Annotated in this window: 8 protein-coding genes; 6 read left to right on the top strand and 2 right to left on the bottom strand. The window is 72.4% G+C overall.

Annotated features, from left to right (window positions below):
• The first annotated feature begins 205 nt into the window (after window positions 1-205).
• The 6 genes from ACI2LP_RS31985 (at window position 206) to ACI2LP_RS31960 (ending at window position 9,193) form a co-directional block, all read left to right on the top strand.
• Window positions 206-3,226 carry an SCO5717 family growth-regulating ATPase gene (locus tag ACI2LP_RS31985; RefSeq protein WP_404728038.1) on the top strand — a complete coding sequence of 1,007 codons (3,021 nt, stop codon included), beginning with the start codon at window positions 206-208 and terminating at the stop codon, window positions 3,224-3,226.
• Window positions 3,227-3,407: 181 nt separating this feature from the next.
• Window positions 3,408-5,219 (top strand): ABC transporter substrate-binding protein, encoded by a 1,812-nt coding sequence (locus ACI2LP_RS31980; protein WP_404728037.1) that lies wholly within the window; start codon window positions 3,408-3,410, stop codon window positions 5,217-5,219.
• Between the two features lie 3 nt (window positions 5,220-5,222).
• Complete coding sequence (locus ACI2LP_RS31975; protein ID WP_404728036.1) at window positions 5,223-6,272, top strand: ABC transporter permease; 1,050 nt, start codon at window positions 5,223-5,225, stop codon at window positions 6,270-6,272.
• Entirely contained in the window at window positions 6,269-7,156 is an 888-nt protein-coding gene (locus tag ACI2LP_RS31970; protein WP_404728035.1) for an ABC transporter permease, read from the top strand. The genes ACI2LP_RS31975 and ACI2LP_RS31970 overlap by 4 nt, the downstream gene beginning before the upstream one ends.
• Window positions 7,153-8,133, top strand: a complete 981-nt coding sequence (locus tag ACI2LP_RS31965) for an ABC transporter ATP-binding protein (RefSeq protein ID WP_404728034.1) — start codon at window positions 7,153-7,155, stop codon at window positions 8,131-8,133. Before ACI2LP_RS31970 ends, ACI2LP_RS31965 begins: the two co-directional genes overlap by 4 nt.
• Before the next feature lie 100 nt (window positions 8,134-8,233).
• Complete coding sequence (locus ACI2LP_RS31960) at window positions 8,234-9,193, top strand: ABC transporter ATP-binding protein (protein ID WP_404728033.1); 960 nt, start codon at window positions 8,234-8,236, stop codon at window positions 9,191-9,193.
• A 511-nt stretch (window positions 9,194-9,704) separates the two neighbouring features.
• Here the strand turns inward: ACI2LP_RS31960 and ACI2LP_RS31955 are convergent.
• Together ACI2LP_RS31955 and ACI2LP_RS31950 are read right to left on the bottom strand one after the other, a co-directional pair.
• The gene (locus ACI2LP_RS31955) at window positions 9,705-10,649 is read right to left on the bottom strand and encodes a bifunctional riboflavin kinase/FAD synthetase (protein WP_404728032.1); all 945 of its coding nucleotides are present in this window, start codon (window positions 10,647-10,649) and stop codon (window positions 9,705-9,707) included.
• A gap of 41 nt (window positions 10,650-10,690) precedes the next feature.
• A complete protein-coding gene (locus ACI2LP_RS31950) occupies window positions 10,691-14,245 on the bottom strand; it encodes a trypsin-like peptidase domain-containing protein (protein WP_404728031.1) in 3,555 nt (1,184 codons plus the stop codon).
• Window positions 14,246-14,341: the final 96 nt, after the last annotated feature.

Below are 14,341 nucleotides of genomic sequence, written 5' to 3'. Positions count from 1 at the left end.
GCGTGACGCACAGGACAGCGGTCGAGGGGCGGTCCGCCCTGCCGGACGGGCGTTGTTGGCGATTAGGGTGGTACAGGGCGCGGCAGCGGAAACCTGCGGGCATGTCGGCCGCGTCCCCAGGGGGAGAGCCGGGCCGATCGGACGACTGAGGTCGCCCCCCACACCCACAACGGCACAAGGGTGCTCGACCACACCAGGAGGCAAAGTGAACGGCGATCGGAACGAGATCCGCGGGGGATGGAACATTCCCGCCGACGAGTCCGACGCGGATCCCGCCGAGCTGACGGGTGAGTTCACCATCGACTACACACCGCCGGCCTGGTACACGCAGAACGCGTCGGGCGACACCTCGGGTGGGGGCGCGGGTCAGACGCCTCCTCCGCCGCCGCCGAACGGGGCGCCGGTGGCTGTGCCCGGGCTGCCTGCGGGGAGCGGGTTCGAGCCGAACTGGGCGCCGACGCCGCCTCCCGCGCAGGTTCCGGCACCCGCGCCTGCTCCGGGTCCGGTTCAGGCGCCTGCTCCTGCGCCTGCACCCGCTCCGGGTCCGGCGCCTGCACCCGCTCCCCCGGCTCCGGCGCCCGCTCCGGTTCAGACGCCTCCGGCAGCGCCCGTTGCGGCACCTGCGCCCGCTCCGGCCCCCGTTGCCGAGGCCGCTTCGCAGCCCTTCGGGGGTGGCGATGTGGAGAGCGGCGCGACCATGCGGTTCTCCCCGGCCGCGCTGAAGCGCGAGATGGAGGAGCGCGCCGCGGCGAAGGAGACCGAGGAGTCCGCTGCCGGTTCGGCCCCCGACAACCCGTCGGAGACCGCCCCGCAGAGCGCCGCGGACGACACTGCCGAGGCCGGGGCGGACGATGCGCCCGAGGCCACGGCCGAGGGCCCCGCAGAGGCCAATGGCGCCGCCGAGGAGTCGACCGACGCGGATGGTTCCGGGGACATCGAGGTCCACGACTCCGCGGCGCAGGACGCCCCCGAGGCGCAGGACTCCGAGGTCCGCGACGAGGGAGACGACGCCGAAGCCCGTACGGAGGACGCCCCGCAGGGCCCGGCACAGGCAACGTCCGAGGAGCCGGCCGACTCCGTGCCCCAGGGCGCTCCGCTCCAGGACGCTGCCCCGCAGGACGCCGTTCCGGCCGTGGCCGAGGCGCCCCAGGACGCCGCGCCCGCGCCCGTGTCGGCTCAGCCCTGGTCTCCCGCGCCTGCCGCGCAGGGTGCCGGGCTGCCGCCGCTGCCGCCGGCCTTCCAGCCGGCCGCCCCGGCGTCCGCGCCGCAGTGGCCCGTGTCCCCGCAGACGGCGGAACAGTCCGCCCCGCCGCAGCCTCAGCAGCCGGTGCAGGGGGGATACGGGTTCCCGCAGCCGGGACAGCCGACACCCGCCGCGCCGCTGCCGCCCGCGGCACCCGGTCCCAACGCCCAGGCTCCCCAGGGCGGTTACGGCTTCCCGCAGCCCGGACAGCCCGTACAGCAACCCCCTGCGCCGCAGACGCCCAATCTGCCCGTACAGGGCGGCTACGGGTTCCCGCAGCCCGGGCAGCCGGTACAGCAGCCCCCCGCGCCCCAGCCCCAGCAGCCCGTACAAGGCGGCTACGGATTCCCGCAACCGGGACAGCCGGTACAGCAGCCCCCCGCGCCGCAGACGCCCAATCTGCCCGCGCCCGCCACTCCTCAACTGCCCGCCCAGCAGGCACACCCCCAGGCCCAGCCGCATGCTCACCCGCAGGGCCAGCCCCAGCTCCCGGCCGGCCCCGCCGACCCGCGGGCCGGTTCCGCCTGGCCCACGCCGGTCACGCACGACCAGCGCGAGCGTTCCGTGCCGGGCGCCCCGCTCGGGTACACCGCGGCCGTCGAGCTCTCCTCGGACCGCCTCCTGCGCAACAACAAGCAGAAGGCCAAGAGCAGCCGCAACCCCTCCTCCGCGGCCCGCTTCAAGCTCGGCGGCAAGAAGGAGGAGGCCGAGCGGCAGCGCAAGCTCGACCTCATCCGTACGCCGGTCCTGTCCTGCTACCGGATCGCGGTCATCAGCCTCAAGGGCGGCGTCGGCAAGACCACGACGACCACCGCGCTCGGCTCGACCCTGGCCACCGAGCGGCAGGACAAGATCCTGGCGATCGACGCCAACCCGGACGCCGGCACGCTCGGCCGCCGGGTGCGCCGCGAGACCGGGGCCACCATCCGCGACCTCGTCCAGGCGATCCCGTACCTCAACTCGTACATGGACATCCGACGGTTCACCTCGCAGGCGCCCTCCGGTCTGGAGATCATCGCCAACGACGTGGACCCGGCCGTCTCCACGACGTTCAACGACGAGGACTACCGGCGCGCGATCGACGTACTGGGCAAGCAGTACCCGATCATCCTCACCGACTCCGGCACCGGTCTGCTCTACAGCGCGATGCGCGGAGTGCTCGACCTGGCCGACCAGTTGATCATCATCTCGACCCCGTCCGTGGACGGCGCGTCCAGCGCGTCGACGACGCTCGACTGGCTGTCCGCGCACGGGTACGCGGAGCTGGTGCAGCGCTCCATCACGGTCATCTCCGGAGTCCGCGAGACCGGCAAGATGATCAAGGTCGACGACATCGTGCAGCACTTCCAGACGCGCTGCCGCGGTGTGATCGTGGTGCCGTTCGACGAGCACCTGGCGGCCGGCGCCGAGGTGGACCTCGACATGATGCGCCCGAAGACCCGTGAGGCGTACTTCAACCTCTCCGCGCTGATCGCCGAGGACTTCGTACGTGCCCAGCAGCAGCAGGGGCTGTGGACCGCGGACGGCAACCCGCCGCCGCACCTGGCCCCGCCGATGCCGGGTCAGCAGCAGGTACCGGGACAGCCGCAGGTACCGGGACAGCCGCAGGTACCGGGACAGCCCATGCCCGGTCAGCCGATGCCCGGTCAGCCGTACGCACCCCAGCACCCGCAGCAGCCCTACCCCGGCCAACAGCCGCAGGGTCAGCCGCAGCCGCCGTACGGTGGCCAGCAGCCACCCCAGCAGCCCTACCCGCCGCAGGGCTGGCAGCAGTCGCTGCCCTCCCAGGCCCAGCCCCCGGCGACTCCGGCCGGACCGCCGCCCGGACAGTACGGCCAATCGGGTCAACCCGCTCCCCCCGCGCTCCCCGGTCAGCAGGGCCAGCCGGGTGGTCCGGGACAGCCCGATCTGCAGGGGCCCGTACCGCCTGCCGGATGGCCCCAGCAGCAGCCTCCGCAGGCGCCGCCAGCCCCTCAGCAGTAGGGCGGCACAGGACTGAACCAATGAGGGCCCGCACCGTCTCCAGGGTGCGGGCCCTCATCGCATTCCCGCAGCCCAGAAGGGGTTTGACGGCCCGTTGACGGACCTCGGCCACCGCTGATAGACCTTCGCCTCACCAGTCGGCGAACCAGTCCCCGAGCGAGTGATGACGCGAGGTCGTCCCATGGTCACAAAGGTTCCATCACGCATCCGACGTCTTCTGGCCACCGGCGCCACGGGCGCATTAGTCGTGGCCGGTACGGCAGCCCCCTCGGCTCAGGCCGCCGACGACGGCGGCAAGAAGGTCCTCACCGTCGCCGTCTCACAGAGCGTGGACTCCCTCAGCCCGTTCCTGGCCTCGAAGCTGGTCTCCACCAGCATCCACCGGCTGGCCTACGAGTACCTGACGAACTACGACGTCAAGGACGCCCACACCGTCCCGGGCCTTGCCACCGAGTGGAAGTCGTCGCCGGACAAGCTGACCTGGACGTACACCATCCGGAAGAACTCCAAGTGGTCCGACGGCCGGCAGGCCACGGCAGAGGACGCCGCCTGGACCTTCAACAAGATGATGACGGACGAGAACGCCGCGACTGCCAACGGCAGCTTCACCTCCAACTTCAAGAAGGTCTCGGCCACCGACCCGGGGACCCTGGTCATCGAGCTGAAGAAGCCTCAGGCCACCATGACGGCGCTCGACGTGCCGATCGTGCCCAAACACATCTGGGAGGAGGTCGGCGACTTCTCGAAGTTCAACAACGACAAGAAGTTCCCCATCGTCGGCAACGGCCCCTTCGTCATCACCGGCTTCAAGGTCGACCAGTACGTCAGGCTCAAGCCGAACAAGGACTTCTGGCGCGGCGCGCCGAAGTTCGACGAGCTGGTGTTCAAGTACTACAAGGACGGCGACGCGGCCGTCGCGGCACTGCAGAAGGGCGAGGTCTCCTTCGTCCAGGGCCTCACCCCGGCCCAGGCCGCCTCGCTCAGGTCCGCCCCGGACATCAAGGTCAATGACGCTCCGGGCCGGCGCTTCCTGGCGCTGGCCGCCAACCCCGGCGCCCGGTCGAGGGACGGCAAGACGTTCGGCAACGGCAATCCCGCGCTGCTCGATCCCGCCGTACGCAAGGCGCTCTTCCACTCCGTCGACCGGAAGGCGATCGTCGACAAGGTCTACCAGGGCCATGCCGTGGCGGGTGAGGGCTATATCCCGCCGCGCTTCGAGGACTACTTCTGGAAGCCGTCCGACGGCCAGCGGATCGCCTACGACCCTGCCAGGGCGGCCGCACTCCTCGACGGCGCCGGCTACCGCAAGAGCGGCGCCGGCAAGCGCCTCGGCAAGGACGGCAAGCCGCTCAGCTTCCGTATCCTCTGCCATGCCACCGAGCCGAACGACAAGGCGATCGGCAAGTATCTGCAGGAGTGGTGGGGCGCGCTCGGCATCGGGCTCAAGGTCGACTGTCTGGACAACGTCTCCGACCCGTGGGCAGCGGGCGAGTACGACCTCGCGTTCGACGGCTACTCCGTCAACCCGGACCCGGACTACGTCCTGTCCATCCACACCTGCCCGGCGCTGCCTGCCACCCCGAAGGACACCGGTCAGACGGACAACTTCATCTGCGACAAACAGTTCGACGCGCTGTACGCGCAGCAGATCGTCGAATACGACGCGGCCAAGCGGGTGGACCTCGTCAAGCAGATGGAGTCGCGGCTGTACGACACCGGGTACATGAATGTCATGGCGTATCCGAACGCGGTCGAGGCGTACCGCACCGACCAGATCAAGGCCATCAAGACGATGCCGGAGGCCGCGGGGAACATCTACGGCCAGGACGGCTACTGGAGCTGGTGGTCCGCGGAACCCGCCGACGGGGGCGGCTCCGGCAGCGGCTCGTCCACGGGCGTCATCATCGGTGTCGGAGCGGCCGTCGTGGTCGCCGCCGGGCTCGCGGGCATCTTCGCGCTGCGCCGCCGTTCCACCGCGGAAGACCGTGAGTAGTCGATGACCGCCACCAGCACGGCGAGCACCACCACTGTGGCGCGGGCCCCCGAGGCCCGCGCCACGAGCGGCACTGCACGCGCCTATCTCCGCCATGTGGCGGGCAGGCTGGGCGGGGCATCGGTCTCGCTGCTCGCCGTGCTCGTCACCAGCTTCTTCCTGTTCCGCATCATCCCCGGCGATCCGGTGCGCACGATGACACACGGCCGCCAGGTGTCCGCCGACCAACTCGCCGCGCTGCGCCGTCAGTTCGGCCTCGATCTGCCCCTGTGGCAGCAGTTCACGGACTACTGCGGCAAGGCGCTGACCGGCGATCTCGGTACGTCGTACCAGTTCCACGCACCCGTCGGGGAGCTGATCGCCGAGAAACTGCCCGCGACGCTGCTGCTGACCGGCGTCGCCGTGGTGATCTACTCGGCGATCGGGCTCTGGCTCGGCACCCGCTCGGCGTGGCGGCACGGCAGCCTCGGCGACAAGCTCAGCACGGGTGTGGCGCTGACCCTCTGGTCGGTGCCGTCCTTCTGGCTCGGTCTGCTGCTGATCATCACCTTCTCGGTGGGCATCGGCCCGATCCCCGGTCTCTTCCCCACCGGCGGCATGGAGTCGGGTGACGAGACCGGTTTCGCGTATGTCGTCGATGTCGCCCATCACCTGGTGCTGCCGGTCCTCACCCTGGTCGCCGTCGGATACGCGCAGACCCTGCTGGTGATGCGCTCCTCGCTGCTCGACGAGATGGGCAGCGACTATCTGACGACGGCACGGGCCAAGGGGCTGCGGGACGACGCCGTACGCCGCCGGCATGCCGTGCCCAATGCGCTGCTGCCCACCGTCACCATGGTCTTCATCAACCTCGGCCATGTGGCGGCCGGTTCGATCCTGGTCGAGACGGTGTTCTCCTGGCCAGGCCTCGGCGGGCTGTTCTACCAGGCCCTGAGCGTGCCCGATCTGCCGCTCGTGCAGGGCCTTTTCGTGGTCTTCGCCGGGGCGATGATCGTGATGAACCTCCTCGCCGACCTGCTCTATCCGCTGCTCGATCCCCGGGTGGGCCGATGACAAGCGCACTCCTGTGGACCCGTCGGCGCGACTCCGTGGCCCGCTTCTGGCGCTCGTACCGCACGCACCGCGCCGGTTTCCTCGGTCTGGGCGCGCTCGCGCTCATCGCCCTGATCGCGCTGGCCGCGCCGCTGCTCGTCGGCAGCGACGTGCAGAGCGTGACGAACGCGCCGGGTACCGCGCTCGAGGCGCCGAGCGATGAATTCCCGCTCGGCACCGACCAGTTCGGGCGCTCGCTGCTCGGACTGCTGGTGTGGGGCGCGCGGATCTCGCTCACCGTCGGGCTGCTCGCGGCCGCCCTGTCGGTGGCCATCGGCACCCTGGTCGGCATCGTCGCCGGGCACTACGGCGGCTGGTTCTCGACCGTTCTCATGCGGATCACGGACTGGTTCCTGGTGATGCCGACACTGGTGCTGGCGATCGTCCTGGCGACCGTGATGTCCCGGAGCGTCTGGACGGTGATCCTGGCGATCGGCGTCACCAGCTGGCCGACCACCGCGCGACTGGTGCGGGCGCAGACGATCGCGGTCGAGTCACGACCGTACATCGAGCGCGCCAGGGCACTCGGCGGCGGACACCGCCACATCATGGCCCGCCATGTGCTGCCCAATGTGATGCCGCTGGTCCTCGCGCAGACCACGCTCGGCATCTCCACGGCGATCCTGACGGAGGCGACACTCGCGTTCCTCGGCCTCGGCGATCCGACGGTCGTCTCGTGGGGCGGCATGCTCCAGGACGCGCGGGAGGCGGGCGCGGTGTCGTCCGGCCACTGGTGGTATCTGGCGCCGCCCGGCATCGCCATCGCGGTGGTGGCGCTCGCGTTCACGCTGTGCGGGCGGGCGATCGAGGCTGTGCTCAACCCGAAGCTGGGGGTGGCGCGTTGAGCTTGCTCCAAATCAAGAACCTGCGGGTCACCTACGGTTGTGGGGCGCGTGCGGTACCGGCCGTACGCGGCGTCGACCTGAAGGTGGCCGCCGGGCAGAAGCTGGGCATCGCGGGCGAGTCGGGCTGCGGCAAGTCGACGCTGGCCCTGGCGCTGCTCCGGCTGCTGCCCGCCACGGCGCGCCTCAGCGGCGAGATCCTCATCGACGGGGAGGACGTCCTCACCATGAAGTGGGGGCGGCTGCGGGCCGTGCGGTGGGCGGGGGCGTCGATCGTCTTCCAGGGCGCGATGCACTCGCTCAACGCGGTGCACCGGATCGGCGACCAGATCGCCGAGCCGATCCTGCTGCACCAGAAGACCACCCCGTCGGCCGCCCGGCAACGCGCCCGCGAGCTGCTGGAACAGGTGGGGCTGCCGGTCGCCCGCGCGGACGCCTATCCGCACGAGCTGTCCGGCGGGCAGCGGCAGCGCGTGATGATCGCGATGGCGCTGGCGTGCGATCCGCGGCTGATCGTCGCCGACGAGCCGACGACCGCGCTGGATGTGATGATCCAGGCGCAGATCCTGCGGCTGATCGAACAGCTGGTCGCCGTGCAGGACATCAGCCTGCTGATGATCAGCCACGATCTGGCGGTGCTCGCCGAGACCTGTGACCGTCTCGCGGTGATGTACGCGGGCCGGATCGTCGAGGAGGGCCCGGCGCAGACGGTGTACGGGGCGGCGGAGCATCCGTACGGGCGCGCCCTGTCCGCGGCCTTCCCGCGCATCGGCGACACCGCGTCACGCCGCGCCCCCCGCGGCCTGCCGGGCGACCCGCCCGACCCGTCGGCGCTGCCGAGCGGCTGTACGTTCCACCCGCGCTGCCCGGTTGCGCTGGCCGCGTGCGCGGAGAAGGACCAGGCGCTGGTGACGGCGGGTGAGGGGCACCTGGCGGCGTGCGTGCGGGTGGGTGCGGCGACGGAGGGGCCACGGCCGTGACGTGCGCCCTGCGCCGCGGCGCGGATGCGGTCGTGACGTGCGCCCTGCCCGAGGCCTTCCCGGAACTCCCGTGTCCCACAGCCCGGTTCAGGAGCCGCCCATGACCACCACTCCCCTGCTCTCCGCCACCGGTCTGCACGTCACCTTTCCCGGGCGGCGCGGGGCCCCGGTCGCCCGGGCCGTCGACGGGGTCGATCTCGACATCGGCGCGGGCGAGATCGTCGCCCTGGTCGGCGAGTCCGGCTGCGGCAAGACGACGCTGGCTCGCTCGTTGCTCGGTCTGGTGGCGCCGACGTCCGGCCGGGTCACCTTCGGCGGCGTGCCGCTCTCGTACACCTCCCGCGCACTGAAGACGTACCGCAAGCGGGTGCAGCTGGTGCTCCAGGATCCGAGCGGTTCGCTCAACCCGAGGCACACGGTGTACGACGCGGTGGCCGAGGGCCTGCGGATCCACGGGCACACCGGGGACGAGCGCGAGGCGGTCGCCGAGGCGTTGTCGCGTGCCGGGCTGCGGCCGCCCGACCGCTTCTTCCTGCGCTATCCGCACGAGCTGTCCGGCGGCCAGCGCCAGCGCGTCGTCATCGCTGGCGCGCTGGTCCTGGAGCCCGAACTGATCGTCGCGGACGAGCCGGTGGCCTCACTGGACGCGTCCGTACGCGGCGAGATCCTCGCGCTGCTGCTCCGGCTGCGGGACGAACTGGGCCTGTCCGCACTGGTGGTGACCCACGACCTGGGGCTCGCGTGGAACATCGCGGACCGGGTGGCGGTGATGTACCTGGGCCGGATCGTGGAGGCGGGCACGGTTGAGGAGGTCTTGACGTCGCCCCGACACCCGTACACCCGGGCGCTGTTGTCCGTGCTCCCGGAATCCGACATCCCACCGGTGGTCCTGACGGGCGAACCCCCGGACCCGTCCAGCATCCCCGGCGGCTGCCGCTTCCATGCACGGTGCCAGGTGCTGGCGTCGGGCGAGGCGGAGAGGGCGGGGGTGGCGGAGAGGTGCAGGACGGGGGAGCTGGGGGTGCTGGGGGGTACGGGGGTGGCGTGCCACTGGGCGTGAGGGGGTTGATCCCCCACCCCGCCCCTTCCCGAAACCCTGACGGGACCGGTGAGGGCTGACGCCCCCACACCCCGGGCGGCAGCTTCGCGCCGCGGGCGGGTCGGGGTGGGGTGCTGGGACCGAAGCCCCGGCGCCCCGCTAGCGACAGCTTCGCGCCGCAGGCCGCCGGCCCGGGACTAAGGTCATCGCGGCAGCTTCGCGGCGCACGGCGGGGCGCCGCAATCCGCAGGTGCGGGGCCCGCGCCGGGGTGTTGGGCCGACGCCCGCGATGCCCCAGCTCCACGGCGCGGGGTGCGCAAAGCCTGAGGTGCAGGGGGACGCGCAGGGGTCGTGTTCTGGACGTAAAGCGGCGCAGCTCGCGCGAAGCGCGGTGAGGAAAGCAGTCCAGGACACGAGCCCCGAAGCGGCCCCAGGCGGCAACCGACATGGCCCCGGGCGCGCCCGAAACCCGCACCCCGCACCCCCGCCAGGGAACCCGCACCCCCGCCAGGGGACCCGCCCCGAGAGGAACCTACGCCGCGCCCGTCAGCTCACGGCACTTCTTGACGTCCGCCGCAATCGCATCCAGCAGCGCCTCGATCGACTCGAACTTCTCCTGCCCCCGCACATACGCCAGGAAGTCCACGGCCACATGCAGGCCGTACAGGTCCAGCCCCACGCGGTCGATCGCATACGCCTCGACCGTCCGCTCCGTGCCGTCGAACTGCGGATTCGTCCCCACCGAGATCGCCGCCGGCATCCTCTCCCCGTTCGCCGTCAGCCACCCCGCGTACACCCCGTCCGCCGGGATCGCCGTGTGCGGCAGCGTCTCCACGTTCGCCGTCGGGTAGCCCAGCTCGCGGCCACGCTGCGCGCCCCGGACGACCACGCCCTCGACGCGGTGCGGGCGGCCCAGGATCTCGTTCGCGCCCTCGACGTCGCCGACGGCGATCAGCCGGCGGGCCAGGGTGGAGGAGAACGGTTCGCCGCCCCCCGCCGCGCCGCTCACGTACAGGTCGACGACCTCGACCTCGTAGTCGTACGTCTCGCCCAGCTCGGAGAGGAACGCGACATTCCCCGCGGCCTTGTGGCCGAAGCGGAAATTCGGGCCCTCGATGACCGCGCGCGCGTGCAGCTTGTCGACGAGGACCTTCACGATGAAGTCCGCGGGCGACAGCTTCGAGAACTCGGTCGTGAACGGAAGAATGAGCACCGCGTCCACGCCCAGCTCCGCCATCAGCTCGGCGCGCCGGTGGTGCGGTGCGAGCAGCGGCGGGTGGCTGCCGGGGCGCACGACCTCGCTCGGGTGCGGGTCGAAGGTGACGACGACGGAGGGGATTCCGAGCTCACGGGCCCGCTCCACCGCACGGCCGATGATCAGCTGGTGACCACGGTGGACCCCGTCGTAGGAGCCGATGGTGACGATGCTGCGCCCCCAGTCCTGGGGGATGTCCTCCAAGCCACGCCAGCGCTGCACTGTGACCGCTCCTCGCCCGAACCTGTGTACGTGATTGCCGATTACGCAGGTCTAAGACTGCCATGCCCGCGGCTGTCGGTTCGCATCGGCATCGGGCTGCCCACCGCCTCGACCATCCGGCGCGCACTGGGACCGACGACCGCGGCCCACTCGTGGGGCGCCCTGGCCAGCCACCCGGTGACCAGTGGGGCGAACCCCGGCACCTCGCGGGCGAGCTCGACAAGGCGCCGGTCGAAGCGGGTCGCGCCCTCGGGCGTACGCACGAGAAGCAGGCCGGTGCGGTGCACCAGATCACGTGTGCGGGCCTCGGGACGCGTCGCGCAGCCGAGCGCGGCGGCCCGCAGCAGGGCGTCCAGGACGGCCGGGTCGCGGGTCTCGTACTGCTCGTGCTGCTCCAGCAGTACGTCGAGGAGCTCGGCCCGCAGCGGCCGCGAGACAAGGCTCCCCGGCGCCGCGAGGACGGGCGCAAGAGCGCCACGCACATGTTCGGGCCGGCCCCGCAGCAAGCCGGTGACCAGCGGGAACAGGACGGCTCGCGCAGCGGGGCCCTGTTCCAGGCGGCGGTCGATGTACGCGGCGGCATGAGCCGCGCCCTCGGGCCGGTTCTCGACGTACTCGGCGACGAGCGCGGCCACGCGCCGGGCAAGGGCGGGCGTGGAGACCTCGGCGAGGGCCCTCAGCACCTCCCCCGCGCCGTCGCCCGGCTGATTCAGCCGCGCCCGGAAGGCAGCGAGCACCGGCTCGGGGTGCGTGGTGAGCGCGGCGGTCAGCGCGCTCGGGGGCAGCCGTGGATCACCGGCCGCGAAGGCCGTCAGCGCCTGGGCGAGATGGCGGGAGCGCGTGTGGGGGTCGTGGACGAGCAGGGCGAGAGCGGACCCGTGCTGGGTCGTGTCGTCGGTGCGGGTGAGCAACGCCAGCGCGGCGTATCTGAGGAGCTCGCGGTCGGCGTCGCTGTCGACCCGGCCGACGGCAGCCAGTGCGTACGAGGCAGCGGCAGCCCTTCGTTCGGGCCGCGGGTCGTGGGCCCAGCGGTCGACGGCCCGGCACAGGGCGGACGGCTCGTCCTCGGCGAGCGCGGTGAGCAGTTCGTCGGCGCGAGGGTGGACGGTGGCGACAAGGGCTTCGGTGAGGTCGTCGATGGCGTGGTCGCGGCGGGCGTAGAGCAGCGCCTGCGCGGCGGCGGCGACGGTGGGCCGCACCTCGGCACCGGGGTCGGCGGGCAGCGGAGTGGCGTCGTTGAACCAGCGGCACAGCAGGGGCTGTACGACGGCGGGCCGGGCGGCCAGCCGCGCGGCGACTGCATCCAGATAGCGTGGCCGCGTCCCGGCCCCGGGCACGCCGTCGGCCGGTACAAGCCGTCGCAGCAGATCGAGCCGTTGGACCTCGGTCACCCGCAGCCGCTCCCAGAACCAGGGCCCGAACTCACCGAGCCCGCCGAGGTGTTGGAGCCCTCCGGAGCGTACGGAACGCCGGGTGATCCGCTCGGTGAGGAGCCGCAGCACCGGCAGATACGCTCCGGCGTCGGGCACCCGCAGCAGCGTCTGCCCCAGCAGTTGCGCGCCCCACCACCGGGCGTCGTCGAGCCGGGCGCCGCTCTCGCCGCGCGCCCCCTCCAGATCGCTCTCGCCGTGCGCCCCCTCCAGACCACTTACTCCGCGCGCCCCCTCCAGACCGTCGAGCGCCTCCGCCAGTTCCTGCAGCCTGGGCCCCAGTGCCGCCGGGCCGCGCACCCGGTCCAGCAGCAGCAGCGCCTGGACCACAGGACCGATGCGGTGCCGCGGGACCGGCAGCGGGCCGGCTTCCGGAACCCCCGACTCCACCGGCCCCCGCGCATGCCAACGGTGGACCAGGGAGTGGAGCGCCGCATCGAGGTCCAGATGCGCGCCCTGAACCCAGTCCGCGAGCTCCTCATGTGCGAAGCGGTAGCCCTCCCCCGCCGGGACCAGCAGGCCCTCGGTGAGGACCGCGGACGCCCATCCCTGCTGCCACGGGAAGATCTCTTCGAAGGACTCGCGGTCCAGCTCCCCCTGCCCGGGACCGAGGCAGCGCCTGGCCGCCTCGTGGACCTGGCCCGCCACCTTCGCCGCCAGTCGGCGCACGGCGGACCCGCGCGAGTGGGACCGGGATGCCGCGGCGATGCGTACCGCGATCCGCAGGCAGAGCAGATCCAGATGCGCGGTGAAGACGTCCTCGCGACAGGGCTGCCCCGGCACCTCGCCGGGCAGCGCCTCCCGCACCTCCGCGAGCAGCCGCAGCGCAAGCGGATGCCGCTCGTCCGCGGCGGCGATCGCCCCGGCCGGGAGCCCGTACCGCTCCCGCGCGCGCTCCGCCTCACCGGCGCCGAGTCCACCGATCCGGAGCGCGGGCGGCAGCCGGTGCGCGGGCTGTGCGGGCCGGTGCAGTACGTCCTGCGGATACAGGGCCCCGGCCTGCTCCCAGTGCTCGGGCCGGCAGCCGACGACCATCCGCACCGCGCACGAGCTCAGCCAGCTCACCGTCCCCGCGGTCCAGTCCGCCAGCCGGTGGGCCAGCGCGGGCGGCATCTCCTCGGGACCGTCCAGCAGCACCAGCAGCGGCCGCCCCGCCTCACGCGCCAGCCGCGCCACCCGCCCGGGGGTGACGAGTTCCATGTCGCCACGGGAACCCGAGGCGGCCAGGATGCGTCCGGCCTGCCCGAGGGCGCGCGCAACGGCGTCGGCGACCGAGGTGTCGTCGGCGTGCAGATCGGCGCCGCGCAGCCACACGGTGGGGGCGGGCTCCGCGCCGCGGGCGCGGCGCGCGGCGAGCGCGGCGAGTTCGGTCGTACGCCCCGTGCCGGGTTCTCCGACGAGCGCCATCACCAGTGCGCCGAAGGCCTCGAACTCCCTTACGGTGTCCGGACGTTCAACGGGCTCGGGCCGGACGCCCGGCCCGCCGGCCGAGCCGACGGACGTCGCGGTGAGCTCCAGTACGGCGGCGAGGTTGAGATCGTGACCGCACCCGGGGACGGTCGCGGCGTTGCGCCGCAGCAGTTCGGCGAGCGGCCCGTCCGCAGGCATTCCCGCGGGCCGCAGCGACAGCGCGAAGCCGGCCGCCCGGTGACCGGACAGCAGCGCGGTGCCGAGGACGGCGAGCACCGCTCCGGTCGAGGCGTCCAGCACGGGTCCCCCGGCGGCCTCGCCGCCGAGGCGCAGCGCATCGCTCCCGTCGGTCCCGATCGCCAACTCCAGGGCGTCGCCCACCAGATGGAAGCGGTCGGTCGCGGTGTAGGTCACCTGGGCCGTGCCGAGCACCCGCGCCTCACGCCAGCCGCGTGCGGGGATCCGTACATACGTTCCCGACTCGACCCGCTCCCGCGTGCTGATCGGCAGCGGACGCACCCCGAGCCCTTCGGTGCGCACCAGCGCCAGACCCGCCTCCGGCAGCGGCGTGATGGCATCGGCCTCGGCAAGACAGGTGCGGTCGCCGGGGGCGTGCAGCACCACCCGGACCAGCCCGTCCACGGCCTCATGACTGGTCACGACCGTGCCCAGCTCGTCGGCGACGAACCCGGTACCGCGCGGTCGCCCGGCCAGATCGCAGATACGTACCAGCGTTGCCACGTCCCCGCGTCCCATGATCTCGACGGTAGGACGACGGTGATCACCAGGTGAAGAACGTGTGGCGAAAGCGCCCCCGAGTGCACCCGTGGTTCACTCCGAGCGCCTGCCCGG

The sequence above is a fragment of the Streptomyces sp. NPDC019890 genome (assembly GCF_044903445.1).
GTDB lineage: Bacteria > Actinomycetota > Actinomycetes > Streptomycetales > Streptomycetaceae > Streptomyces.
This window is presented reverse-complemented; position numbering and strand designations above follow the sequence as displayed.

Excerpts from the sequence above, each read along its gene's own strand:
- ACI2LP_RS31980 (WP_404728037.1), top strand. The coding sequence starts at position 3,408 with ATGGTCACAAAGGTTCCATCACGCATCCGACGTCTTCTGGCCACCGGC.
- ACI2LP_RS31975 (WP_404728036.1), top strand. The coding sequence starts at position 5,223 with ATGACCGCCACCAGCACGGCGAGCACCACCACTGTGGCGCGGGCCCCC.
- ACI2LP_RS31970 (WP_404728035.1), top strand. The coding sequence starts at position 6,269 with ATGACAAGCGCACTCCTGTGGACCCGTCGGCGCGACTCCGTGGCCCGC.
- ACI2LP_RS31960 (WP_404728033.1), top strand. The coding sequence starts at position 8,234 with ATGACCACCACTCCCCTGCTCTCCGCCACCGGTCTGCACGTCACCTTT.
- ACI2LP_RS31950 (WP_404728031.1), bottom strand. The coding sequence starts at position 14,245 with ATGGGACGCGGGGACGTGGCAACGCTGGTACGTATCTGCGATCTGGCC.